Origin of the sequence: Methylobacterium sp. E-025 (assembly GCF_022829705.1) — a bacterium.
Classification (GTDB): Bacteria; Pseudomonadota; Alphaproteobacteria; order Rhizobiales; family Beijerinckiaceae; genus Methylobacterium.
The window spans coordinates 31,113-55,175 of record NZ_JAKSYR010000116.1; the positions used below are offsets into that span (position 1 = coordinate 31,113).

At 61.2% G+C, this 24,063-nt stretch carries 19 protein-coding genes and 2 tRNA genes; 11 read left to right on the forward strand and 10 right to left on the reverse strand.

Going from position 1 to position 24,063, the window contains the following annotated elements:
- Positions 1 to 117 precede the first annotated feature (117 nt).
- Entirely contained in the window at positions 118 to 1,209 is a 1,092-nt protein-coding gene (locus MKK64_RS17085) for a catalase family protein (protein WP_243936072.1), read from the forward strand.
- 48 nt (positions 1,210 to 1,257) lie between these two features.
- Here MKK64_RS17085 and MKK64_RS17090 read toward each other — a convergent pair whose 3' ends face one another.
- Positions 1,258 to 2,391, reverse strand: coding sequence for a GGDEF domain-containing protein (locus tag MKK64_RS17090; protein WP_243936073.1), 1,134 nt, complete (start codon positions 2,389 to 2,391; stop codon positions 1,258 to 1,260).
- A gap of 172 nt (positions 2,392 to 2,563) precedes the next feature.
- The gene (locus MKK64_RS17095) at positions 2,564 to 4,039 is read right to left on the reverse strand and encodes an SNF2-related protein (RefSeq protein ID WP_243936075.1); all 1,476 of its coding nucleotides are present in this window, start codon (positions 4,037 to 4,039) and stop codon (positions 2,564 to 2,566) included.
- A gap of 111 nt (positions 4,040 to 4,150) precedes the next feature.
- On the opposite strand from MKK64_RS17095, the gene MKK64_RS17100 reads away from it, so the two are divergent.
- Both MKK64_RS17100 and MKK64_RS17105 read left to right on the forward strand, forming a co-directional pair.
- Positions 4,151 to 4,396 carry a DUF6894 family protein gene (locus MKK64_RS17100; protein ID WP_147842077.1) on the forward strand — a complete coding sequence of 82 codons (246 nt, stop codon included), beginning with the start codon at positions 4,151 to 4,153 and terminating at the stop codon, positions 4,394 to 4,396.
- A gap of 119 nt (positions 4,397 to 4,515) precedes the next feature.
- A complete protein-coding gene (locus MKK64_RS17105) occupies positions 4,516 to 5,145 on the forward strand; it encodes a class I SAM-dependent methyltransferase (protein ID WP_243936076.1) in 630 nt (209 codons plus the stop codon).
- A 257-nt stretch (positions 5,146 to 5,402) separates the two neighbouring features.
- Here the strand turns inward: MKK64_RS17105 and MKK64_RS17110 are convergent.
- Positions 5,403 to 5,478, reverse strand: a tRNA-Ala gene (locus MKK64_RS17110).
- Positions 5,479 to 6,023: 545 nt separating this feature from the next.
- Between MKK64_RS17110 and MKK64_RS17115 the strand changes: the two genes are divergently transcribed.
- A complete protein-coding gene (locus tag MKK64_RS17115) occupies positions 6,024 to 8,483 on the forward strand; it encodes an SIR2 family protein (RefSeq protein ID WP_243936077.1) in 2,460 nt (819 codons plus the stop codon).
- Positions 8,484 to 8,699: 216 nt separating this feature from the next.
- Positions 8,700 to 9,248, forward strand: coding sequence for a recombinase family protein (locus tag MKK64_RS17120; RefSeq protein ID WP_243936079.1), 549 nt, complete (start codon positions 8,700 to 8,702; stop codon positions 9,246 to 9,248).
- 106 nt (positions 9,249 to 9,354) lie between these two features.
- On the opposite strand, the gene MKK64_RS17125 is transcribed toward MKK64_RS17120, so the two are convergent.
- Positions 9,355 to 10,182: a cytochrome b N-terminal domain-containing protein gene (locus MKK64_RS17125; protein WP_243936081.1), complete on the reverse strand. Its 828-nt coding sequence runs from the start codon at positions 10,180 to 10,182 to the stop codon at positions 9,355 to 9,357.
- A 410-nt stretch (positions 10,183 to 10,592) separates the two neighbouring features.
- On the opposite strand from MKK64_RS17125, the gene MKK64_RS17130 reads away from it, so the two are divergent.
- Together MKK64_RS17130 and MKK64_RS17135 are read left to right on the forward strand one after the other, a co-directional pair.
- Complete coding sequence (locus MKK64_RS17130) at positions 10,593 to 11,138, forward strand: L,D-transpeptidase (RefSeq protein ID WP_243936083.1); 546 nt, start codon at positions 10,593 to 10,595, stop codon at positions 11,136 to 11,138.
- Between the two features lie 726 nt (positions 11,139 to 11,864).
- On the forward strand, positions 11,865 to 12,269 hold the full coding sequence (locus MKK64_RS17135; RefSeq protein ID WP_243936086.1) for a hypothetical protein: 405 nt from the start codon (positions 11,865 to 11,867) through the stop codon (positions 12,267 to 12,269).
- Positions 12,270 to 12,409: 140 nt separating this feature from the next.
- Here MKK64_RS17135 and MKK64_RS17140 read toward each other — a convergent pair whose 3' ends face one another.
- The 4 genes from MKK64_RS17140 to MKK64_RS17155 form a co-directional block, all read right to left on the reverse strand.
- Positions 12,410 to 12,853, reverse strand: a complete 444-nt coding sequence (locus tag MKK64_RS17140) for a hypothetical protein (RefSeq protein ID WP_243936088.1) — start codon at positions 12,851 to 12,853, stop codon at positions 12,410 to 12,412.
- 168 nt (positions 12,854 to 13,021) lie between these two features.
- Positions 13,022 to 15,421, reverse strand: coding sequence for a hypothetical protein (locus MKK64_RS17145; RefSeq protein ID WP_243936090.1), 2,400 nt, complete (start codon positions 15,419 to 15,421; stop codon positions 13,022 to 13,024).
- A gap of 672 nt (positions 15,422 to 16,093) precedes the next feature.
- Complete coding sequence (locus MKK64_RS17150; protein WP_243936092.1) at positions 16,094 to 17,119, reverse strand: site-specific integrase; 1,026 nt, start codon at positions 17,117 to 17,119, stop codon at positions 16,094 to 16,096.
- 138 nt (positions 17,120 to 17,257) lie between these two features.
- Positions 17,258 to 17,333 (reverse strand) — tRNA-Ala (locus tag MKK64_RS17155).
- Positions 17,334 to 17,451: 118 nt separating this feature from the next.
- Here MKK64_RS17155 and MKK64_RS17160 point away from each other — a divergent pair.
- Together MKK64_RS17160 and MKK64_RS17165 are read left to right on the forward strand one after the other, a co-directional pair.
- Positions 17,452 to 17,754, forward strand: coding sequence for a YggT family protein (locus tag MKK64_RS17160; RefSeq protein WP_147751992.1), 303 nt, complete (start codon positions 17,452 to 17,454; stop codon positions 17,752 to 17,754).
- Positions 17,755 to 17,862: 108 nt separating this feature from the next.
- Positions 17,863 to 18,906, forward strand: coding sequence for a MaoC family dehydratase (locus MKK64_RS17165; protein ID WP_243936094.1), 1,044 nt, complete (start codon positions 17,863 to 17,865; stop codon positions 18,904 to 18,906).
- A 31-nt stretch (positions 18,907 to 18,937) separates the two neighbouring features.
- On the opposite strand, the gene MKK64_RS17170 is transcribed toward MKK64_RS17165, so the two are convergent.
- Entirely contained in the window at positions 18,938 to 21,088 is a 2,151-nt protein-coding gene (locus MKK64_RS17170; RefSeq protein WP_243936097.1) for a putative bifunctional diguanylate cyclase/phosphodiesterase, read from the reverse strand.
- A 180-nt stretch (positions 21,089 to 21,268) separates the two neighbouring features.
- Positions 21,269 to 21,832 (reverse strand): L,D-transpeptidase, encoded by a 564-nt coding sequence (locus MKK64_RS17175; protein WP_147728073.1) that lies wholly within the window; start codon positions 21,830 to 21,832, stop codon positions 21,269 to 21,271.
- Positions 21,833 to 22,162: 330 nt separating this feature from the next.
- Here MKK64_RS17175 and MKK64_RS17180 point away from each other — a divergent pair, with 330 nt between their 5' ends.
- Together MKK64_RS17180 and MKK64_RS17185 are read left to right on the forward strand one after the other, a co-directional pair.
- Complete coding sequence (locus tag MKK64_RS17180; RefSeq protein ID WP_243936099.1) at positions 22,163 to 22,477, forward strand: hypothetical protein; 315 nt, start codon at positions 22,163 to 22,165, stop codon at positions 22,475 to 22,477.
- Positions 22,478 to 22,717: 240 nt separating this feature from the next.
- Positions 22,718 to 24,052, forward strand: a complete 1,335-nt coding sequence (locus MKK64_RS17185) for an efflux RND transporter periplasmic adaptor subunit (RefSeq protein ID WP_243936179.1) — start codon at positions 22,718 to 22,720, stop codon at positions 24,050 to 24,052.
- Positions 24,053 to 24,063: the final 11 nt, after the last annotated feature.

Sequence of the window (24,063 nt, forward strand, 5' to 3'; positions counted from 1 at the left end):
GATCGGGGCGGGGCCGAACCGAGGGCGGCCGGCGTTCCAAGGCCGAGGCGGCCCGGTCGAGGACGCGGCATCTCGCCCGGTCGGGCAACTTCCGCGAGTCGCCCCACGTTTGAGGGCATGACCCAGCAACCTCCGCTTCGGTTCGACCCCTCCTTCGAGACCGTCCCGGCGGACGAGGACGAGATCCAGCGGGGTCTGACCGTGGCCATGCTCTCGATCCAGCGGAAGACGCATGCCGACACCGGCTACGCCCACCGGGCCGTCCACGCCAAGGCGCACGGCTACCTGAAGGCACGATTCGAGGTCCTGCCCGGCCTTCCGCCGGCCCTCGCCCAGGGCCTGTTCGCGGCGCCGGCCAACTACGAGGCGATCCTGCGGTTCAGCACCACGCCGGGCGACATCCTCGACGACCGGGTGTCCACCCCGCGGGGGGCCGCCCTCAAGGTCCTGGGCGTTCCCGGCCCGCGCCTGCGGGGCAGCGAGGGCGAGACCACCCAGAACTACGTGCTCGGCAACTCGCCCGCGTTCCAGATCGGCACCGCCGAGGGCTTCCTGCGGCAGCTCAGGCCGCTGGCCGCGACCACCGGGCGTGCCGAGCCCCTCAAGCGGGCGGTGTCGGCCGTGACGCGCACCGCGGAGGCCGCGCTCGAGATGGTCGGGGGCAAGTCCGCCACTCTGACCACCCTGGCCGGCCAGGCGAAGACCCATCTTCTGGGCGACAGCTTCTTCTCCCAGGCCGCGCTCCTGCACGGCGCGTATTTCGGCAAGGTGGCGCTTTCGCCGGTCTCCTCCGACCTCGTCGCCCTGTCGGAGCGGCCCCTCAACCTCGCCGGCCGTCCCGACGGGATCCGCGAGGCCGTCCGGGACTTCTTCCGCACCTGCCCGGCCGTCTGGGAGCTGCGGGTGCAGCTGGCGACGGACATCGAGGCGATGCCGGTCGAGGACGCCGCGGCGATGTGGTCCGAGGACGAGAGCCCCTATCGCCCCGTCGCCCGCATCACCGCCGCGCCGCAGGACACGTGGTCGGACGCGATGCGCGCCGCCGTCGAGGACCGTCTGGCCTTCAATCCGTGGACCGGCCTGGCCGCGCACCGGCCGCTCGGCTCGATCATGCGAGCCCGGCGCCCGGCCTACGCTGCCGCCCGCGAATACCGGTCCCGCAACAACCGGGTCGAGATCGCCGAGCCGACGGCCTTTCCCGTCGCCTGAGGCCTCGTCCTCCGCCGGCCGGTCACGCCGGCGGCACGGAACGCCGGCTCAGGCGGCGAGCGCCCCGGGATGATCCGCCGCGATCCACCGCCTGCGCCCGCCGCCCTTGGCGGCATACAGCGCGCGGTCGGCCCGGTTCAGGACCTCCTGCGGATCGGCCCCGACCTCCGGCGCATGCGCGATGCCGACGGAGATCCCGATCTCCGCGCTGCCGCCGGACAGCCGGTAGGGGCGGCCGACCTCCGCGACGATCCGAGACGCCAGGGCGCGCGCCCGTTCGGGCGTCGCGTCGACCTCCAGCAGCACGGCGAATTCGCCGCCGCCGAGACGATAGGCGCTCGCCTGCCCTTCGATGGCCTGGCGAAGGCGGTCGGCGACCCGAGCCAAGAGCGTATCGCCGGCGGCGTGGCCCATCGTGTCGTTCACGGACTTGAAGCGATCGAGGTCGAGGTAGAGCACCGCGCAGGGCTCGCCCGTGCCGCCCGGCCGGCGGCAGGCGCGATCGAGCTGCGTGCCGAAGCTGGCGCGGTTCGGCAGGCCGGTCAGGCCGTCATGCGCCGCGGTCCAGGCGACGGCGCGCCGTGCCAGGATCTTGTCGATGACGGTGCCCTCCAGGTGCAGGCAGGCTTCGGCGTAGGCCACCAGCATCAGGATCAGGAACCAGCCTCCGAACCAGCAGCCGAATTCCGGCCGCCGGGTCAGGGCGACGATGCAGGCGATCAGCATGATGTAGGCGGTCGTCACCGGGATCCACGGGATCACGGAGGAGCGGGTCGCCGCGCCGACGCAGAAGCTGAGGATGATGCCGAAGAACAGGATGAAGAAGTCCAGGCGGTCGATCGCTGCGGCGCGCAGCGCGAGCAGGGCGAGGCAGATCCCGGTGCCGACCATCATCGCGCCGAAGGTCCGGCCGCAGGCCCGCGCGACGCGAAACGTCATGTCCTGCGTCCGCGTGCGCTTGAACCGCCGGATCGAGGCGACGCGGCAGAGGGTGGCGGCGGATGCGAGCGCGCCCAGCGCCGCCTCGACGAGGCCGCCGGTCGCGAGCGCGAAGGCGAGGCTGGCCGCCGACACGGTGATCGCGAGGATCGCCACCTGCGGCAGGGACGAGTACAGCAGGAAGACGAGCTCGGTCTGCACGTCGTCGGGCAGGTCCTGGCGGCTCGTGAGTCTGCGTGTCATGCCTTACTATCGCGGGCAAGGTCTTTCGAAATGGTAGCCGCGATTTGACAGTCGCGAGGCGTCAAGCGAGCCTACAGAGGCCTGATTTGTCGGGTGTGCGATAGATCAGGCGACCATCAAGCCGGCGCCGGCCCGTGGGGCGCGTCGTCGTCGGCGGCGTCCCGGCGGTCCCTCAGGCGCCGGGGCCGTCGGCTGCCAGGCGGCGCGCGATCGCCTCGAACATCCCGGTATCCTCGCCCACCATGGCGCCCATCGCGGCCATGCGCTGGACCACGGTCGCGGTGATCTCCTCCTCGACCGTGCCCTCGGCATAGGCGTAGTGGATCGTCGCCGCCTGCCCGTCCCGGTGGCAGCGTCCCTCGATCTGGGCGAGTTGGATCGCGCTGTGGCGCATGTCGTGGATCACCAGGGCCCGCGTGCGCTCGCCGCCCGGCAGCTCGTCCTGATGGAGCGAGATCGACTCCGTCACCGTGAACACGACGACGTCGAGCCGACCGGTCTGGAAGGCCCGGCGCACCGCCTCGTTCGCCTCGGCATCCTGCCGCCCGTCGATGGTGCCGACCTGCCAGCCGCGCTGCTCCAGGGCCGCCTGCAGCGCCGCACCAGTCTCGAGGAACGCCACGGAGATCGCGACCTGCTCGCCCGCGCCGAGGAGAAGCTCGGCGAAGTCGCACGTTCCCGCCACGCGCAGCAGGCTCGCCTTCTGCCGGAAGCGCAGATCCGCCGCCCACCCGGCCGGGCGCCGGTGGCTGCCGCCGAGCAACCCGAATTCCTGGCGGAACGCGCGCCACGTCGCCTGGTACAGGCGGCGGGCCTCCGCCGTCAGGGCCGTCGGCGCCAGGGCGCGCTGAACCTCCGGCCAGCCGGCGATGTCGCCCGGGCGCCGCCGCAGCCCGATCGCGCGCGGGCCGGTGTAGAGCAGGTCGGCCATGACGGCGCAGTCGCGCGCATTGCTGGTCCACGACCAGTTCACCCAACGGCCCTTGGCCCGGCCGATCCCGAGGCGCTGCATCAGCGTCCGGAACTCGGCGAGGGTCGCGGTCGGCGCGTCGGCCGCCTCGCCGAGGAGGCGTCCGAGATAGGAGAGCTCGTGGGGCGCCTGCCCGGCCGTCGCGCTCACGTAGCCGGTGAACACCGCCGCGTCGGCCAGGTGGCGGCACACCAGGCTCTGCTGGCTGTAGGGATTGCGCAGCCGGTGGCTCTCGTCGAACACGACGAGGGGCCAGGTCCGGCGCAGGCTTCCGTTCTTGGCCAGCGCGTTGTTCCTGGCGCGCGCCGACCGGCGGGTGCTCGCGGGCGGCGGCGCCATCAGGGACTTGGTGCGCTCGTAGTTCACGAGGGTCACCGCCTTCTCCGGCAATCCCGAACCGACGATCGTGCGACGCCATTGCGGCATCGCGCCCTTCGGGCAGACGATCAGCACCTCGCCCTCGGGCATTCGCGCGAGCGCGCTCCAGATCGAGAGCGTCTTGCCCAAGCCCGTCGCGTCGCCGAGCAGGAAGCCCGGACGGCCGGCGGCCCGCGCGGCCAGGATCGCGTCGGCGGCCGCGGCCTGATGCGGGCGCGGGACCAGCGTCGCCTGGAAACGGGGCGCCGGCGCGCCGCCACGGGCGACGCCGTCGGCTGCGCCCTCCGCCCGCTTGTCCACCTCGTTGTTACCGCGAGACGCTTTCTGCACCGGAACCCGTTTGCCTTCCGCGGTTTTCAGAACATATCATGAACGACGCTTTACCTCGGTCGCTTAGGGAGTTGCACGGCCATGGCACGCTACCGTTTCCATTGCACGAACGGCCTCGAATGCGTCGTCGACACGGTCGGCAAGGACATCCGCTTGCCGCACAGGCTGCCCGCCAAGGCGCGCGGTGTCGCCGAAGCCCTGATGGTCACGCTCGACGGGCAGACGGATTGGGCGGAGTGGCAGGTGAGCGTGCACGATCTGAAGGGACGCAAGGTGCTGGCGCTTCCCTTCCGGCCGCCCGGCGACCACCTCCGGCAGGACATCTGAGCTTACGGCGTCGCCTCGCGCGCAAGCGGCCTTCGTCGGGCCGGGCGATGGATGATACCGCGCACGGCGCCGTCGCATGGCGGCGCGAGGCGCGACGAGATCCCGAACGGAGTGACGCCATGACGAGCCTTCCCCAGCTGCCGCCGGAGGCGTTCCGCAAGCGGGACCAGGCGCCGGACGCCCTGTTCTACGCCCAGCCCCGGTTCGTCACCCACATCGACGACGCGGCGATCGCGGCCGTGACGGACCTCTACCGCGCCCTGCTCCCGGCCGGCGGCCGCCTCCTCGACCTGATGTCGAGCTGGGTCAGCCACCTGCCTCCGGAGATCGCCTACGCCGCCGTGATCGGGCACGGCCTCAACGGGCGCGAGCTCGCGGCCAATCCCCGCCTGACGGCCTCGTTCGTGCAGGACCTCAACGGCGACCCGGCCCTGCCGCTGGAGGCGGGCAGCATCGACGCCGTCCTCGTCTGCGTCGGCGTGCAGTACCTGCAGGATCCGGTCGCCGTGCTGCGCGAGGCCGCGCGGCTGCTGCGCCCGGACGCGCCCGTGATCATCACCTTCTCGAATCGCTGCTTCCCGACCAAGGCCGTGGCGATCTGGCAGGCCCTCGGCGGCGACGATCAGGCGCGGCTGATCGATCTCTATCTCCGCCAGGCCGGCTTCCCGACCGTCGAGACCCGTGTCGTCCTGCCGGAGGGGGCCCCGGGCGATCCGCTGCGCGCCGTGATCGGCCGGACCGCTCCGTAGAGCGCGGCGCGAGAATCGGGCTTCGGTCCCGCCCGCACGCTTCGGCGGCCCGTGACGGGAGCGGTCGCGACGCCTTCAGACCCTGCGTCGACCGAAGGCTCGCAGGACGGCGGGAACGCCGCCGGCCGACAGGCTCGGAGCGCGTGCGCGACGCCGATCCGCAGGATCGCAGAAATGCTGATGGCGGGCCTCAACCCGTTGTCGCGGCAACGTTATCGCGGCCGGACCTCACCTGACGATCGACCACCAGGAAAGCCTGGTGGAGCTGAGCGGGATCGAACCGCTGACCTCCGCAGTGCGATTGCGGCGCTCTCCCATCTGAGCTACAGCCCCATAAGCATAAAAGGCTATGTGAATCAACCTGTTACGCCATCAAACTACCGGTTACCCAAGGCGAAAGCAAGCCACCCTGGACCACAAAATTCCTGTCCGTTGTGACACCAGTGTGACAAGCGTAGCCACCTTTTCCCGATGATTTTCGAGGGGCAAAAGTGACAGTAAGTTTAGTTCACTTAGTGCGTCAGCCGCCAAAGTGCTGCAACCAAATTTCAAAAGAACCCTTGTTTCGTCGAAGTCTTACAATGCCGCGCCGCTGTGGAAAGACCGCTAGCACAACGGTCGACAACGTGCCTTTTGAGCCGTTTCCCATGCGACTGACACAGGAAGTATCTCAAGGAAGCCGATGATTACCACAGTCGGTTCAACGCAGACGATTGCAGTTCAAAGATGTGAACCGTTTAGATCGTGCCAATTGCACCCTGCCTAGTAAGCGCATCAAAATTAAACAAGACAACGCGCCCCCTTTGAAATATCAACTCCGCAGTTTACAGATCGGCAAGATAGTGCGCGATCTGCCGTGCAAAGAGCGGGATTAAGTAATGCCTATAGATCTTACAAGTTTTGTGAAAGATATTCAACCGTCTCGCACAGTATTACTTTTTGGCGCAGGATCTTCGATACCGTCTGGCGCGCCAAGCGTACAGGTTCTCCAAGCCCACTTTGAAAAGATATTTGGGGTGAGTAGCCAGGGATATTCTCTGGCGGAACAAACGAGCATAATCGAACAAAACACGCGAGATCGCCGTCGTCTTATCGAAGAATTGCAATCAAAATTCAAGCATCTTAATCCGACCGGTGCCATTTTAAATCTTCCCCTCTACGATTGGAAAAGCTTATACTCTACGAACTATGATGAACTTATCGAGGTTTCTTATAAGCGACGCAACCGTGCGCTCAACACATACTCTACAAATTTTGATTTTGGTTTAAGAGAAGATTCTAACTCAACGCAATACTTCAAACTTCACGGGACGATTAGCAAGGATGTGAGCTTTGGAGATCGATCGCGAATAATACTTACAGAGGCCGACTATGACCTTACTGATGAGTACAGGGATCAGTTATTTGATAGGCTTAAAGCAGATGTAGGTGCTTCCCATTTAATTATAATTGGCCATTCGCTTGCAGACCCTGATATTAAGTTTGTGGTCAATAGAGCATTGTCTTTGATAAATCGATCAGGACTTCAAAGTCGTATCACATTGCTATTATACACACGTGATGACGGCAGGGCCACCTTATTCGAAGGCAGGGGGGTCGAAGTTGTATTTGGTGGGCTCGATGATTTCTTCGCGGGTCTTGTGGCACGAATTGAACCGAAACCAGCGCTCGTTAACAGCAAGGATCCATTAGACCGCGTGCCAGCTCTTCGGCCAGTTACAGTGGAGGTATCCCATGCCATCGAAAATCAAAATGCCAGCTTTAGCGCTATGTATAATGGCTGGCCAGCTTCCTACGGCAATATAAAGTCGGGTCATTCTTTTCAGAGGACCGCCGCCTACAAGATAGTCGAACAGTTTGTACGCAATGAATCAGCTATCGCGGTGCTGATAGGTCCGAGCGGTGTCGGCAAAACAACGGCGGCTAGGCAGGTCCTAGCAGCCTTGGCCGAAAAAGGGTTCCATGCTTGGGAGCACAAGGAAGACCAAAACTTTGTTCCAAGTAGATGGCGAGATGTTGCCCTCTATTTGAAAGAGTCGGATCTGGATGGCGTTCTATTTGTTGATGAATCCCATCGCGAACTTGCGAGTATCAACGAACTTGTCGAGTCGTTACACCGCGACCAGTGCAAGTCACTTCGATTTCTACTTGCTTCGACGAGCTACAATTGGGGTCCGAGAATCAAAAGTCCAATTATAACAAAGAATGGAGAAGTATACGCGATCAATAAAATTGTAAATGAAGAGGTTGATAGGCTTCTCAACCTCGTTGACACAAATTCGGTATTAAGAGAGTTGGTCGAAGAACGATTTGCTGGTTATTCACGCATCGAACGCCGTAGAAGGCTTACACATCGATGCGAAGCCGACATGTTTGTGTGCTTGAAGAATATTTTTTCGTCTGAAAAGTTTGATGATATTATCTTGCGTGAATATGCGACGCTTGATGGAGATTTACAGGACGTATACAAAATTGTTGCGGCAATGGAAAATGCGGGTGTTCATGTTCATAGGCAGTTAGTTATCAGACTTCTAGGCCTGCAGCCGATGCAGCTCTCTAGTATACTTTCGAGATTGGAGGACATAGTTCACGAAGTTACAGTTGACGAAAAGCAGGGCGTATATGCTTGGCGTGGGAGGCATCGAGTCATTATGGGGATCGTTGCTGATCACAAATATTATGATAAGAATAAAAGGTACGATCTATTTGAAAAGGTGATAGACAACATCCGACCATCATACGATATAGAAGTAAGAACCATAAGAGAACTTTGCAATGTTGAGACGGGGTTGGCCACTATCACAAACTTAAAAGATCAGAACGTCCTTCTAAGAAAACTTATCTCAACGGCTCCTGGCGAGCGTGTTCCCCGGCATAGATTGATACGTAACCTGATTGAGCAGAACGATTTTGATGCTGCGGATACAGAGATCAAGGTTTTTCGATCTGACTTCCGCATGGATGCGCCAACCGCACGCTATAAAATAAACTTGTCTACGGCGAGAGCTGTCCGAACGAAGGGGTTGATGACAGAAGATCGTGTTGCTCTCTTGGATAAAGCAAGAGAGATAGCTGCTTCTCTTGCTGATCGTCACAAGAACTCAACGGGGGTAATCAGCGCATATTGTGAAGTTGGAATCGAGATTGCGAAGCTCACGGGCAGAGGTGCAGTTTTTGAGGCCGCCATTCACATGTTAAAGCAGCTCGAAGATAGAACGGGAGATGCAGAGATCAGTCGATCAGTGGCAAGACTCGAACGACGTATCTCTACAGTTTCAGTAGAAACATCGGAGATAGACTCTGACGCAACCGATACGAACTTGGATGCGGCAACATAAGTAACACGCTCATACATTGTTGATATTCAAGTCATCAAAGCCATTTAACGTTGTCGTTATCAACTGTGTAATTTTTTTGGGTAGACGCTTTCGAGTCAGCCATACGAGACACCCGGTGACACCCGCTCCATATGAAACGGGTGTCTTTTTTGAATCGACTTTCGAACTCCGAGACACCATAGTGGTCGGGTCTAGAACCAAACGAGACAGATCGCTATGGCTTCCTATGGGTATGCGCGCGTAAGTTCGGCCTCCCAATCTCTTACGATCCAGCAAGAGGCGTTGATGGCTGCGGGGTGTGAGGTTGTCCGCGCCGAGACCCACACAGGGACGAGAGTGGAAGGCCGCTCAGAGCTAGAGACGCTGCTCCAATTCGCGAGACCCGGTGACAAAATTTTTGTGACAAGAATCGACAGGCTGGCACGTTCGGTTGCTGACCTGTGTGGGATCGTCAAACGGCTGGAAGCGGCTGGTGTGGCCCTTGTGGCGTTGGAACAGCCTATCGACACGTCCACAGCGGCTGGACGGTGCTTCCTACAGATGCTTGGGGTGTTTGCCGAATTCGAGACCGCTATCAGATACGAGAGGCAGATGGCGGGTGTCACGGCAGCACGTCAGAAAGGCGTCTACAAAGGGCGTAAGCCGTCTATCGATGGGGACCAGGTGAAAGCCTTGGCTGCATCGGGCTTGGGTGGAACGGCCATCGCGCGTGAACTGAACGTGTCGCGGGCATCCGTCTACCGCCTGCTAGGAGTGAAAGGCTGACGTTTGGTGCCCGCGCCGAACGTCCGCGTTGGGTGGATTTGCCACCGTCCGCTTTCGGCTGGTTATGCAAGTAAGCGGACTCCGCCGCGGCCCCCGCTCGCGTAATTCAAATGCGCGACGCATACCCGTCGTGGCGGACGATGCGTCTCATGAGCGGCACCGCGAGTAGAAAGAAAGCGAACCACCCGGCGGTGAGCACCCGTGAAGCCACGATGACGCTGCCTTCCGGCGGCTGCGCCCCGAGCCAGCCCAATCCGCAGAAGTCCGCAAGCAAGGCGATGCAGAGCAGGGGCCAGACGATCCCGGCAGCGCCCGAACAGAAGCGTTCGGTCCGCATCCATGGCGCTCCCAGCGGGAGAAGGGCGGCCAACGCCATCAGCGCCACGCCCAGCAGCTTGTCAGCCGGGCCGCGTAGTATCGCGTACCACGGCAGCATGTACCAACGCGGCACTATGCCGACCGGCGTCAATGAGTTGTCCGAACTGACCGGTGCCGCAGGTCCTGGCGTCCTTCCCAGCCAGAGTAGCACCGCCAGCCCGGCGCCTGTGGCCAGGATGATGACGGCACTCCAAATCGGGCGCCCGCGCAACCGAAGCACCGTCGCCACCACCACGTCCGCAGCAAACGGCAGGATCGTTAGAAGCCCCGCTGCTCCGGCCAGGACGGCATTGCCTGAATGACGGAAGGCCCATTCTATTATGGAACTGCCGATTATGGGCAGCGCAGACATTTGGGCGGCCAGCCAGAAGCTGAGCTGCCCCCAAGGCAACACGTATCCGAGGAAGCCCGCGGCAACGGCACCGAACCAGCTCAACCCTAGAAGCAACCAAGTGATGCGTCGCAGACCTGTCCAGCCGCCATCGAGGATCGTAAGCCAGATGTGGAGATAGAGAGCCGCTACAGGCAGTGTTCCCAATGGCAGCAGGCCGGTCATCGTCTCGGCAAGCCAAAACGCCGTTGCAGCGAGTACTACGACAAAGGCGGTGTCCGACGCGGCAGCTCGTAGCTTACCCATGCAGACCGTTCCGGGCGCAGTTCAGTCTCAAGTGCATCATCTCGGTACGTATTGCCCCCTGGCTTGGCCCAAGCAACCGCTACTTCACCCGCCCTCTTGACGATCCGATCGCCCCGGACCCGGCAGAACGTGACTAACTCCGCCGACGTTGACCGCTTTCGGGATGCGCCGACGGCGGTCCCTACGGCTGATGTGGGTCGTGAGCGTACGGTACCAAGCGTTAGGTTCCGATCACTAGGTCCGGCTGTTGGTGCGTGAGGCCAATGGATAGGTATGCCTGAAACGGTGTAGCTTCGGCTCACAGCACCGTTACACTAAGGCTTTCGGCAATGCGTCACAGCTATCTAGCAGCCCTTCTAGGGGCGGTCCTCACCACCGCCTCCGCCGGTTCAGCCAAGGCAGAGGTTTCAATCACCGTGGACAAGACCGGTCAGAGGATGGCCGTCACGGTGAATGGCCAGCAGCGTTATGATTGGCCGGTTTCAACGGGCGCGGACGGATATGACACGCCCGGGGGATCATACCGGCCGCAGCGCATGGAACGAACGCACTTCTCCCGTGAGTTTGACGATGCCCCGATGCCGTTCGCGATCTTCTTCACAGGGCAAGGGCACGCTATTCACGGCACGAACCATCTTCGTCAGTTAGGTAGCGCGGTCTCGCATGGTTGCGTCCGCCTTTCGGTTCGGAATGCCGCTGCCCTGTTCGCGCTGGTCAAAGCCGAAGGCACAGGAAACACCCACGTCCAAATTGACGGTGACGATCTCAGCGTGGCCGGTGGGAACAGTGGCTATCGACAGACTGCCCGAACACGACGCGGTTACGAGGCAGATTCGATCATGTCAGCAGGTGATCAGATGGGCCGCGGCATGTAGCTTTCGCCGACCGGTTTCTCAAACCTAGCATCATCAAATAGTTGAAGAAACTCATCACAACAGCACAGTAACAGCTTTGTGATGTTGAATATTGATTTTGAAAGGATCTATAGTGATACCGCTGTACTTAGATGCCTAAATAGATGTGTATGACACTAAGTACATACGTCAACACATCAGTATAGGCACATCAATGAAAAACAAAGAAGAACTATCGAACGACATCCATGTAATGAACTCAGCTATGGCCGTGTTAGACCATCACTTCACTTTCATTTGTCCGGACGACGAAGGGGCCGCATACGGTAAGACTCGACAGAATTATTTGCAGAAGGGAATCGTGCGTTACGAAGAGACTTCTGGCGAACAAGGCTCTGTTGTACAATCCCTTCTGAACCTGTTCTCTGCCGTCTACAGTAAACGATCTGACAAAGAGTATGGGGTAGTTTTGACCGACATTCGAGACGAACTATCCAGGATCGCCTATAATGTCTGATCCAAGCGACAATCTGAACTTTAGGCTCTACACGCTTTGGGTCCATGACGACACTATGCGAGAAATGAAACACTATGCCGTAGATGACAATGTGAGTGTTGCAACCATTCTTCGCACGTTGATGGAAGATTATGTGGCAAACCGCAAGGTTACTACGTAGGCATAAGGCCGGGCCGTTCCCTTAACGGCCCGGTCTTGTCGTTTGGTTCGGCAGGGATCAGATCGGGTGGATGACGCCCTTCCCCATGTTCCTTGTCTCCCTGGTCATCGTGGCTCTGTTTGGTGCTGCAAGCCCGGCCAACGCCGACGAAGGTGATCGAAGCTTCCTTCTGTGCGAGGGGACATCACAGAAGGATCAAGGCCAGACGTTGGCATTCCCGGTCACCCTTGATGTAGCAGCCGGGAAGGTGCTGGCCATGGTATCGGGTAATGGGGCAACGACCACCACCTTCACCGATGCCGAGATTAGCGCCAAGCAGGCAGTCGGATCGGGGGTGGAGAACGCCATTCAGATCGACAGGACCACAGGGGGCTTCACCCTCACGATCACCCATAGCGTGAAGTGGGGTAAAGCCCTTGCCGAAACGGACGATGCCTTTCAAGGAATGTGTAAGACCACAGGGAGGGCGTTCTGAAAGGTGCCATAGGGGGCGCCACTGCAATCATCGCGGAGTTGTGGCCTCGCGACCGTAGAACGCTCCGGTTGGTTGATGCTGTCCCCGAAAGGGCAACTGCTAACCCCAAAAATCATCAGCACCTAAGGGCGGGGGTCACATTATATTCTTTGCTGATGCGACAGTTTTTGATCGATACCCAAGAAACACAGCGGTTCGATTTTTACTGCACCGGGATTCATAGGTATCATACGATCAATGTCTTTAATCAACAACTCTAACGTCCGTGCTAAAATCGGACTTTGTAGGTTGGCATAGTTCAGGCAGTATGAAAACAATTCACTTGCTTCATATTGTAACGTCCCGTCTTTGAACCGACCATCTCCCGTGAACCAAGTGTGCATCATGCTGCGCGCGAGTTGGACTTCTTGGAACTTCAAGCCAAGTACGTCATCAAAATCGGACATACAGTCGTCTTCGTCACTATCGACTCCACAGACACAACCATCGTGGAACATCTGGTGATCTCTATGAAAGTGTTCTAGCATCCCATCACACTGCTTTAGTGCAATATGCACTCGGTGTTGAATAGTTTCTTCCGTCATACAGTCTCCTACATGGATTAACATCAGCCTATGACATTCATAATATCAGCCTTACTTACAAAAGTCAAGTAATGATTTCTTTTTTTAAGTTCATTTACCTCGGGAGGGATGGAACAAAGTGATTCCTCATGCCATTCCTTGTTGTAAATATTAAGCCGCGGGTTGTGATCAGTAGGCGAACCTTCTGAGCCTTGCCATATCTCGACTACGATCAAGTTTTGAGTGAGACCGTTGGACGGCTATACTCATGGTGTTGTTCCACTCCCAACCACGGATGCCATTGGCGATCAGTGTGAAGCTTAGGGTTCCAAACGCATCATACTGTCCGCCAACCTTAGTGTTAACATATCGATCAAGCGCCCAATCTCTTAGGGCCTCTTGTTTTGGACTAAGGTCGACTGATAGTAAGCAAGGTAGCGTTTCATCGATCACTACCATAGACACGTGTTCAATGGCTGGTAGCTCTAGCCATGCGCCTACGTTCAACGTCTCTCTACCCTTGCCGATAAACGATCTGAACGTTTTCTTTCGTCCATCTGCCGGTCTGCAAGGGAGATAGAACTTGTCAGAGGCGTTACGCTTGTTATCGAGACCATGGAACTTAGCGTCGAGAACTTGGGAAGCCCTGGCCCTGTCCATGTAACCGTTCTCTTCAATATGGGCTTTCACCATCTTGAAAATTCGTCGATACTCTTCGTTGGTCACCGGCCCCGAAAGTGGAACCCAAGCCCGATACCGCAAGTCGCCTATGGTACTAGAGTAAGTTTCATAGGTATGGATCATCAACCCTGGAAACAGATCAGCAAGATGTCTTGGGATAAGGTCCGTATGGTCGAAGTCCAACCATAGATCGTTGGCAAAAACGACGTTCTCGTTTCCGATGTTCGTGTTGATAGAACGATCAGCTTCAAACATGGCTGGACTTACTTGTAGATTGTCATTCTTGCTATCAATGGGTATCCGCGATCTTGTTTCCAAGAACTTGGCGAATCGATCTTGTGACATGGAGAAGTGGCCTGTAACGAACTGGCCCCTGTCATTTGCTTGACGCAAACATGTTCCTCTAAAGAGTGGGACATATTCCCCTTTAACTAGCAAGGTATTTGTGTCCACATCATCGACATAGACCGTATCGATACCTACCTTACTAACAAGACTCTCTAAACACCCAAACTCTTTCAGTTCGCTTTTGATTCTATCCCTACTGATTTTCTTTCCTTCAACACGACTTCCATGGGTCTTTCTGCGTCCCCTCTGCTTTACAGGGGCCGAATCGATGTTAAGAGACTCACATGTGGATCCCGGAAAGATATTCTGACACCATTCAGCGGTTAACTGATCGGGTAATATGAAAGTCTTGATGTCATGACTATCTGGGTTTCGGATCGAAGAACGACAAAGCGTCTGATAACAGATATGACACATCAGTGCGACACGTAGTTCCTCGTCAGTGATACCAAACATGTCAGCCATGAATGCAATAGCACTTGGTGTAAAGTTATAAGCACCGGTGATCAAGATGTCGTGAAACCTAGCAAAGTCGTTAAGGCCGTGTGACCAAGCAGGTAATGCAACAATATCACCTTCCTCATCCTCTAGGCCTTCTGTCGCTTTACAACCATTGTTAGACAGGTAGGCAAACGTCTTACCTGGAAACACCACATCCGCCTTGCTGATCATATCCTTCAACAGAGTGTTTTCATCTGACTGAGACAAGCTCTTGGACCACCTTCTTGAAGACGCATAGTAGAAGCGAACAAGATGACCATTGGCGTGTTCTGTGTATCGCAGTTTCTTGACAATCGATGTATCTAGTTCAAATCTCACGCCCATCTGTGACCATGCTTTGAAAAGCAAAGTTTCTTCGGCACGGGCACCAGCTATCAGTACTGATGCATAACCTTCGCAAATGGTCGGCTGTAGGACAGAGAACACTGCCAAGTTGCGCTCACCAGCTTTTCCTTTGTTCTTAACCAATCGGTCGTAGCTGGTCTGTATCACATAATTTTTATAATGATCAGACCTTAGACGACTTGCAACCTCCACGAATGGAGTCCAACCTTCATCCCCGGTTTGGTTTTCAGCAAGTGATCGAATAGTCCCGGCATCGGTGACTTCTACCAATGCATATTTTGGGCCGATGGGCTTTATGGAGATGGCATCGGTAAGAGTAGCATGACTTTGAGATACTTTTAGCTCTCGGAAGGCCAGGACGTTTGGGATTTCATCGATGACAAGATGCCAATCTTCTCTGCGGTGGATATATCCCAGAGAAACGAAGGATGCCCATGTTAAGAATACTACTTCACCGCCATCATTCGCCTTGTTGAAAAACTTTATGATGTGCGGTCTGACTTTACCTATCCCAAGCTTTCCGTGAATTCGAGTATTCTTGACATCCGGGAACCGAGCGGCCATCTCTTCATAGGTCTTATCGATAAGTTCAGTAGTTGGCTGAACAATGATGACCTTCCCACCATGCTTCACTATGTTCGAAGCATAGCATTGAATTTGGTAGGTCTTGCCCGCACTCGGACATGCGGGAACGTATTTGATAGAACGCAACATTACCTCTTGTTATAAAAACAGATCGTCTTCCGTTGTGGGAGTGACCGTGTGTTGATCGTCTAGGCCCGGCGTATCCGTGCGCCAATCTACTTACATTATCATATGACGTTAAGAAACGCAATATTTTTATACATGACATACTTATCTTATTTTTGTGTGTAAATTTCTTGTCTTGCCTTTGCTTTCGCGAAGGCTGTCTGTCTTTGGGCTAATGGTCTTGCAGCGAACAAATGGCCCTGCGCATGACTCTCAGACGACCACCCTTCGATGCAAGCTCGACTATCTTCGAAACGACGACCTACTCAAAACTACCCCGGATCCGCCCTTCGCCAGTCATTGACGCGGATAAAAAATAAGCTTTACAATGAGTTAGCGAAAGAACTGTTGAGCGTTACACCTACCGCTCCGGGCAACCTGCGAAGGGTAAAAAATTTAGGGTAGACGCAAACAGTGCAGTTCCGAAACTCCCACGCGTCTACGGCTGTTTAAATCAGCGTTGGTTGTAAATTTACGGGAAAACCGAAGCTCTGATGACCATCACCGATGCTTGATCACCGGTGATGGCCTCCAATTTTAGGGTAGCAAGAGACAGTGCGTCATTGGCATTGGCAGACGCTCATGCCCATCCAAGCAGTCGCCGATTTTTATGGTAACAATCCATGCGACACCCGATTAAACTCCCTCATCCGGCCCTTCATCAGCCCGGCCCGCGTAGATGTCTTCAAGTTTTTTCGCCACGTTCTCGGGTCTAATGTGAGTATAGCGTGCCAACATTTTGTAGTCTCGGTGGCCACTGATCAGGGCTACTTCGGGAACCGTTAGGCCCATTTCCGTCAAACGGCTTATAGCTTCGTGCCGAAGGTCATGAAATCTTAGATCGGGTAGATGCGCCTTTACTCTTAATCGCTCCCACGCAAGACGAACAGCATTACCACTTACGGGAATTATAAGGTCTGACTTTCTTGGAAGTACTTGTAACAATTTTATTGCAGTTGATGTCAAGGGTATAGTTCTCGGATGCCCGTTCTTTGTATCTTCAAGTCTAGCTGTTCTTTGTAAAAAGTCGACACTGGACCATCTAAGAGACAGCAGTTCGCCTCGTCTCATACCGGTTTCTATTGCAAGTCTAACAAGCGGTTGTAAATACCAAAGTCTACTCTGCTTTAGTGCTTCGTTTAGTCGTTCTTCGTCGCCGGGGGTTAGTCGATTTTGGCGCGCTTTGGATCCCTCTGGTAGTTTTATGTTGTGCACTGGATTGCAGGATAGCGGGAATCCCCATTCTTTTTTTGCAATTTCAAAACAGTGCTGTAGAATTGCCAGTTCTCTTCTGGCCGTTGATGGCTGAACAAGCTGCATTCTACTATCGCGGTAATCTACAACGCTCTTCGTAGTGATATGACTCAAATTAAGGTTGGCAATCGGGTGAGCTTGAATCATTTTGAGCTTGTAGCGCTCTTGGTTCGCACCCTTCTTGCTAGGGGTTATGCTCTCTTCGTAGCGAGTTAAAAGATCCGATAGTTTGAGTGTTTTCAGTATTTTCGTCTTAGAAGGCTGTTCGCCCTGTTCAATGGCCCGCTCGATATCACGTGCCCATCGAACGGCATCGGCTTTGAGATTGAACGATTTTGAAGTGGGACGAGAACCATCTCGCCTGACTTGTGCCTGCCAGGACGAGCCTCTCTTTCGGATCGTAGCCATGCGAACGTCTGCCCACTGTGACACCAGTGTGACAGGCCGACTTACTAAGCTAGATACGCTTGGACCGGCACTAGGGACAAACCCTTAGCCGAAGCCACCAAGCCCTTATCACCCTTACAAACTTTGGGTAAGAAAGCCTGGTGGAGCTGAGCGGGATCGAACCGCTGACCTCCGCAGTGCGATTGCGGCGCTCTCCCATCTGAGCTACAGCCCCGTCCAAGGCGCCGGCCTTTTAGGCTTGCGCCGATCGAACTGTCAATTCCCGATTCCCGCTGCCGTCGCGTCGCCGTTCCGGCGTCCCGCGCGGGCGCACGAGGACACGTGTTTCGCGCATGAATTCCTTGATCTGGCTCTTCGACACCGTCGTCCAGCTCTTCATCTACGTCCTCATCGCCAGCGCGATCCTCAGCTGGCTCGTCGCCTTCAACGTGGTGAACGTGCGCAACCCGATCGTCTCGCAGATCGGCGAGGTGCTCTACCGGATCACCGAGCCGGTGCTGCGCCCGATCCGCAACCTGTTGCCGAACCTCGGCGGCGTCGACATCTCTCCGATCATCCTGATCCTGCTGCTGCTGTTCGTGAGCCGCCTGCTGCACGAGTTCGTGCCGGCCGACCCCTACGTCTACGCCCGCTGACGGCCGGTCCCGCGATCCTCTGGATCGTGGGACCCGCGCGCCGGCGGCCGACCCGCCGCACACCGTCCTCGAAACCGTCGCGCCCGGACGCGGAGATCCCCGAGCCCCATGAAGACCAATCCCGGCCGCTTCTTCGAGGATTACCGCCTCGGCGAGACCATCCGCCACGCCACGCCCCGCACGGTGACCACCGGCGACGTCGCGCTCTACACCGCCCTCTACGGCCCGCGCTTCGCGGTGCAGTCGTCGGACGCGTTCGCGCAAGGCATCGGCTACCCGCGCAGCCCGCTCGACGACCTGCTCACCTTCCACGTGGTGTTCGGCAAGACCGTGCCGGACATCTCGCTCAACGCGCTGGCCAACCTCGGCTACGCCGAGGGCGGGTTCCGCCGTCCGGTCTATCCGGGCGAGACCCTGTCCACCGTCTCCGAGGTGATCGGCCTCAAGGAGAGCTCGAACCGTCAGACCGGCGTCGTCTACGTGCGCTCGACCGGCTCGGACGCCAAGGGCGAGACCGTGCTGAGCTATTGCCGCTGGGTGCTGGTGCGCAAGCGCGACCCGCAAGCCGCGATCGCCGAGGAGCACGTGCCGAGCTTCGCCAAGGTGGTCGACCCGGCCGACCTCGCAGGCGCCCTGCCCCCGCTCGACGTCTCGGCCTACGATCTCGACCTCGCCGGCAGCCCGCATCGGTTCTCCGATTACGCGGTCGGCGAGAAGATCGACCACGTCGACGGCATGACCGTCGAGGAGGCCGAGCACCAGATCGCGACGCGCCTCTACCAGAACACGGCCAAGGTGCATTTCGACGCGCTGAGCGGCAAGGAGACCCGCTTCGGCCGGCGCCTGATCTACGGCGGCCACGTGATCTCGCTGGCCCGCGCCCTGAGCTTCAACGGGCTCGCCAACGCCTTCGCCATCGCGGGCATCAACGCCGGCCGGCACGTGGCGCCGCTGTTTGCCGGGGACACGGTCTACGCCTGGAGCGAGGTGCTCGACACGGCCGAGACCGGTCGCGGCGACGTCGGCCTGCTGCGGCTGCGCACGGTCGCCACCAAGAACCAGCCCTGCGCCGCGCATCCCGGCCGCGAGGGCGACGGCTACCACCCGAGCGTCATCCTCGACCTCGACTACTGGGTCTTCATGCCGAAGTGACGGCCCGCCCCGGGCGCGTCCCGCACCGGCTTCAGGCGCTGCGGGAGAAGGCTTTGGCGGGAACGGGCTCGGCGAGGCGACGTCCCAGGAGATCGCCCGGCACCGGCCGGCCGTAGCGGTACCCTTGCGCGTAGCGGCAGCCCATGCCCATCAGCGCCGCCTCCTGCTCCGGCGTCTCGATCCCCTCGGCGATGACGATCAGGTCGAGGCTGCGGCCGATGTCGAGCACCGCCTTCACGATGGTCGCGTCGTGGGCGTCGTGGAGCACGTCGCGGACGAAGCCGCGGTCGATCTTCAGCTTGGTGAGCGGGAAGCTCTTGAGGGTGGAGAGCGAGGCGTAGCCGGTGCCGAAATCGTCGAGCGCGATGCCGACGCCGAGGGCCCGCAGGCGCCGCAGCGGCTCCAGCGTGGCGGGTGCGTCGGCCAGCGCGATCATCTCCGTCACCTCCAGCTCCAGGATCTCCGGCGGCAGCCGGTGCCGCGCCAGGGCCTGGATCACCACCTCGGCCAGGGTGCCGGCGCGGATCTGCGCGTCGAACAGATTCACCGCCACGCCGATCCGCGGCAGGCCGGCCTTGCGCCACGCGGCCGCCTGGCGGCAGGCCTCGTCGAGGCACCACTGGCCGAAGCGGGTCGCCAGGGTGCTCGCCTCGATCGCCGGCAGGAATTCGGCCGGCGCGAGCAGCCCGCGGGTCGGGTGGTTCCAGCGGATCAGGGCCTCGACGCCGCGCAGGCGCCCGGTCGCGAGCTCGATCTGCGGCTGGTAGTGCAGGGCGACCTCGCCGGCGGCGAGGCCGTCGAGGAGCGCATCCTGCAGGTCGCGCCGGGTCTTGGCCGCATCCCGCATCGCGGGGGTGAAGGCGCGGTAGCCGCGCGGGCCCATGTGGCGGGCGCGCTCGAGGGCGAGGTCGGCCGCCGCCATCAGTTCGGCCGCGTCGGCCCCGTCGCGCGGCGCCTGCGCGGCGCCGATCCGCGCGCCGACATGCAGGACGTGGTGGCCGACTGTGACGGGCTCGGCGAGCGCGGCGAACAGGGCTTCGGCGCAGGCTTCGGTGCCGGCCTCGAGATCCGCCTCGCCGGGCGCCTCGGTCGCGGCCAGCAGCACGGCGAGCTCGTCCTCGCCGAGGCGGGCCAGGAGCGCCCCCGGCGGCAGGCGTCCGGCCAGCCGCACCACCAGCGCCTCCAGCAAGGCCGCCCCGATGCCCGAGCCGAACCCGTCGGTCACGGCCCGCAGGCCGTCGACCCCGAGGGTCAGCAGCCCGACCGGTCGGCGTGCGGCGAGGCGCGCATCGATCTCTCCGGATAGGCGGACCCGGTTCGGCAGGCCGGTGCCGGGGTCCTCGTGGGCGAGCCGGAGCAGGCGCGCGTTGCGGCGGCGGCGCTCCGAGATGTCGCGCATCACCGCGCCGACGCCCATCGCGGCGCCCTCCCCCCAGGCGCAGAGCGACAGCTCGATCGGCACCTCGCCGCCGTCGGCGCGCAGAGCCGTCACCTCGACGGAACGGCCGGCGAGCTTGGGCGGGCCGCCGGCGGTGAGCGCGCCCATGCCGGCGACGTGGTGCCCGCGCAGGCGCAGCGGCACGATCGAGGCCACGTCGCGCCCGGCCAGGGCACCGGCGGGGTAGCCGAGCAGCGTCTCGCAGGCGGGGTTGGCGAAGGTGATCCGGCCGGTCGCGTCGGTGGTGATCAGCGCCGAGCTCGTGGCGGCGACGAACCCTTCCGCGTCCCGCTGCGCCATCGTCCGCCGCCCCTGCGCCAGCACCGCGACGGCGAGGTCGGACAGCCGCGCCAGCCGCCGGCGCGTGCGGTCGGCCAGGGGCGGCCGCGGCGCCGGGTCGGCGACGCACAGCACGCCGAGGCAGGTGCCGTCGCGGTCGATCAGCGGCGCGCCGGCGAAGAAGCGGATCGCGCCGCGGCCGGCGGAGCCGGCACGGAACTGCGGATCGATCGCCGCGTCGGGGACGACGAGGACGTCGCCCCGGGCGATCGCACGGTCGCGGAAGGGCGCGAGCGCGTTCGCTTCCTCCGCTCGCGGCCCGATCGGCGCCCCGGCGCCGAGGAGGGCGGCGATCGGCGCCTCGAGAAGGTCCGCGGCCAGGTCGATCAGGCCCTGCAGCGACGCCTCGACCGACGCCGTCCGCGCGTCGCGCATCGCCGCTGAGCCTGCTCGATCATCCGCCATGCGAAACCGTCCCGGACGCCCGATCGGGCGCGGACGGCAGGATTTCACGGCAAACGCTGTCAAAGACTTAAAATTACAATCTTGAATTGTAATTTTGTCGGTCGAGGCGACGGCTGCCCAGGCGAAGCCCTCCGCCACGGCGGGACGAAGGCCGGCGCCCGATCCCGCCGCCATCAACCATCAGTTGCGAACGATCACCTTGGTGCCGACGCGGACGCGATCGTAGAGGTCGACCACGTCCTTGTTGGTCATCCGGATGCAGCCGGAAGAGACGGCGGCGCCCATGGTCTCGGGCTCGTTGGAGCCGTGGATGCGATAGAGCGACGAGCCGAGATACATCGCCCGGGCCCCGAGCGGGTTGTCCTGGCCGCCGGCCATGAAGCGGGGCAGGTCCGGGCGGCGGGCGAGCATCTGCGACGGCGGCCGCCACGACGGCCATTCCTTCTTCATCGTGACGCTCTTCTCGCCCGACCACGAGAAGCCCTCGCGCCCGACGCCCACGCCGTAGCGTACCGCTTCGCCGCCGCCGAGCACGTAGTAGAGCCGGCGCTGGCTCGTCGAGACGACGATGGTGCCGGGCTTCTCCTTGCCCTTCCAGGCGATGGTCTCGCGCGGGATCGCCTGGGTGCGGAAGATGTTCATGAAGTCGGCGATCGGCCCGGCATCGAACGGGTTCGCGTGCGCCGCGCCGGCGCCGAGCGCGAGCCCGGCAGCGAGGCAGAGTGTGGCGATGCGGCGTGTCATGCTGATCCTCCGGTGGTTCGTTCGATCCGCTGCCGGATAGGCGGGCATTGCGGCAAGCGGCGGACGTCGGATGCGTTGGGGGCCCGGAACGCGCCGCCTGTGGGATCGCCGCAACACTTCCTGCGGGCGGATCGCGGCCTGCCGACCCGGAAAGCCCTTCACCCGGTCGGAGGCGGAGGGCGATTGGTTCCCGGATTTCTCGCAAACCCTCTCGACAAGATGTCGCAGCCGGTTGTGCCGCGATGGGCCAGAGCCTTTATGGGAGCTGTGACATGCCCCTCCGAAATCGCTGCGCCGGCCCGCGTGGCCGCTCGTGCCACGATGCTGCGGGTGCTCGTCGCTCTCGTGGTCGGCGTGCTGCTGCTCGTCGTCGGTCTCCCTCGGGAGGCCGGTGCCGCCGTCTCGGGGAGCGGCTCGACGCTGACGGCTCCCCGGTCGGTCCTGGCCGACGCCGCCGACGCTTCGGTCGACATGGTCGTGCCGCACGCGGTCGAGGCCGACGATTGGGCCGGACGCCCGGCCTCCGCCGATCCGCTGCCGCACCTCCTCCGATGCCTGTCCGGATCCGCCTTCGTTCCGCGCGGCCGCGCCGTCGTGCGCGCACGGGCTTCCGCACCGCCCGACCGCCCGCCCCGGCTCGCCTGAAGGGCCGACGGCGCGGACTTTCCGCCCGTCGTCGCGGGATCGCCAAGATGTCCTGCGAAAGCGGGGGTCTCGCGCTGTCCTCGCGGTTGCCCCGACCCCTCGAGCGGGCGACCGTTGCCGAACGATCCGGCACCACGCGCCACCGACACACACCGGACGGCCGAGCCTCGCCTCGGCCTTCCCCGAGATGCGTTTCGCAGGAGCGACCCGACCTTGACCTTCTCCCTGTCCGCCCGCCGGATGCGCCCTGCCTCGCTCGGTTTCGGGGTGTTTCTCGTCGCGCTCTCCGCCTGCAACCAGAAGCAGGCCTCGGCCCCGGTCCCGCCTCCGCCGCCGGAGGTCAGCATCGTCACGGTGGCGCCCCAGGCGATCCCCTACGTCCGCGACCTGCCCGGCCGCGTCGCGCCGATGCGGATCGCCGAGGTGCGGTCCCGCGTCTCCGGCCTCGTGGTGAAGCGGCTGTTCGAGCAGGGCAGCCAGGTTAAGGAGGGCGACGTCCTCTACAAGATCGACCCGGCACCGTATCAGGTCGATCTGATGAGCGCCGAGGCCGCGCTGGCGCGTCAGGAGGCGGCCCTGGTCCTCGCCAACCAGCAGGCCGAGCGCCTCGAGACGCTGCTCACCCGCCAGTCGGCGAGCCAGGCCCAGTACGACACCGCCTTCGCCGGCAAGAAGCAGGCGGAGGCCGAGGTCGCCGGCGCCCGGGCGACCCGCGACCGGGCCAAGCTCAACCTCGATTGGACGGATGTGCGCGCGCCGATCTCGGGCCGCATCGGCCGGGCGCTGCTCACCGAGGGCACCCTGATCGAATCCGGCACCACCGGCGTGCTCGCCACGATCCAGCAGCTCGACCCGATCTACGTCGACATCACCCAGTCGGTCGGCGAGCTGAACAAGCTCCGGCGCGATCTGGCCAGCGGCGAGCTCTCGCGGCTGGAGCGCGATTCCGCCAACGTCCACCTGATCATGGACGACGGCGCCCTCTACCCGATGGCGGGCCGGCTCCTGTTCTCGGACGTCACTGCCGACCCGAGCACCGGCCAGGTGACGCTGCGCGTGCAGATCCCCAACCCGCACGACGAGCTGTTCCCCGGCATGTACGTGCGCGCCCGGATCAAGCAGGGCATCGATTCCGATGCGATCGCGGTGCCGCAGCAGGCGATCCAGCGCACCAACGACGGCAAGGCCGAGGTCTGGGTCGTCAAGGCGGACGACAAGGTCATGCTCCAGCCGGTCGAGGTCGGCCCGGTGGTCGGCACCAACTGGCTCATCCGCGACGGCCTCAAGGCCGGCGAGCGGGTGGTGATCGAGGGCTTCCAGAAGATCGTCGCCGGCCAGCAGGTGAAGCCGGTGGACAAGACGCCGCCGCACGAGACCGCCGAGGCCATGCCGCACGACGTCGACGAGGTCGCCGAAGCCGAGGCGAAGGTCGCCGAAGCCAAGATGGCCGAGGCCAAGGCCGCCGAGGCCCGGGCCGCCGAAGCCAAGGCGAGCGCGGCGAAGGCCGGCGCGATCAAGGCTTCGGACGGCAAGACTTCGGACGGCAAGGCCGAGGCCGCCGCCAAGACGCGCTGAGCAAGTTGCGC

What these genes read in the sequence shown, in the direction of transcription:
- MKK64_RS17140 (WP_243936088.1), bottom strand. Translation starts at nt 12,853, where the DNA reads ATGACGGAAGAAACTATTCAACACCGAGTGCATATTGCACTAAAGCAG.
- MKK64_RS17165 (WP_243936094.1), top strand. Translation starts at nt 17,863, where the DNA reads ATGAAGACCAATCCCGGCCGCTTCTTCGAGGATTACCGCCTCGGCGAG.
- MKK64_RS17125 (WP_243936081.1), bottom strand. Translation starts at nt 10,182, where the DNA reads ATGACCGGCCTGCTGCCATTGGGAACACTGCCTGTAGCGGCTCTCTAT.
- MKK64_RS17185 (WP_243936179.1), top strand. Translation starts at nt 22,718, where the DNA reads ATGCGCCCTGCCTCGCTCGGTTTCGGGGTGTTTCTCGTCGCGCTCTCC.
- MKK64_RS17160 (WP_147751992.1), top strand. Translation starts at nt 17,452, where the DNA reads ATGAATTCCTTGATCTGGCTCTTCGACACCGTCGTCCAGCTCTTCATC.
- MKK64_RS17120 (WP_243936079.1), top strand. Translation starts at nt 8,700, where the DNA reads ATGGCTTCCTATGGGTATGCGCGCGTAAGTTCGGCCTCCCAATCTCTT.
- MKK64_RS17175 (WP_147728073.1), bottom strand. Translation starts at nt 21,832, where the DNA reads ATGACACGCCGCATCGCCACACTCTGCCTCGCTGCCGGGCTCGCGCTC.
- MKK64_RS17085 (WP_243936072.1), top strand. Translation starts at nt 118, where the DNA reads ATGACCCAGCAACCTCCGCTTCGGTTCGACCCCTCCTTCGAGACCGTC.
- MKK64_RS17135 (WP_243936086.1), top strand. Translation starts at nt 11,865, where the DNA reads ATGACGCCCTTCCCCATGTTCCTTGTCTCCCTGGTCATCGTGGCTCTG.
- MKK64_RS17150 (WP_243936092.1), bottom strand. Translation starts at nt 17,119, where the DNA reads ATGGCTACGATCCGAAAGAGAGGCTCGTCCTGGCAGGCACAAGTCAGG.
- MKK64_RS17100 (WP_147842077.1), top strand. Translation starts at nt 4,151, where the DNA reads ATGGCACGCTACCGTTTCCATTGCACGAACGGCCTCGAATGCGTCGTC.
- MKK64_RS17115 (WP_243936077.1), top strand. Translation starts at nt 6,024, where the DNA reads ATGCCTATAGATCTTACAAGTTTTGTGAAAGATATTCAACCGTCTCGC.
- MKK64_RS17145 (WP_243936090.1), bottom strand. Translation starts at nt 15,421, where the DNA reads ATGTTGCGTTCTATCAAATACGTTCCCGCATGTCCGAGTGCGGGCAAG.
- MKK64_RS17170 (WP_243936097.1), bottom strand. Translation starts at nt 21,088, where the DNA reads ATGGCGGATGATCGAGCAGGCTCAGCGGCGATGCGCGACGCGCGGACG.
- MKK64_RS17090 (WP_243936073.1), bottom strand. Translation starts at nt 2,391, where the DNA reads ATGACACGCAGACTCACGAGCCGCCAGGACCTGCCCGACGACGTGCAG.
- MKK64_RS17105 (WP_243936076.1), top strand. Translation starts at nt 4,516, where the DNA reads ATGACGAGCCTTCCCCAGCTGCCGCCGGAGGCGTTCCGCAAGCGGGAC.
- MKK64_RS17130 (WP_243936083.1), top strand. Translation starts at nt 10,593, where the DNA reads ATGCGTCACAGCTATCTAGCAGCCCTTCTAGGGGCGGTCCTCACCACC.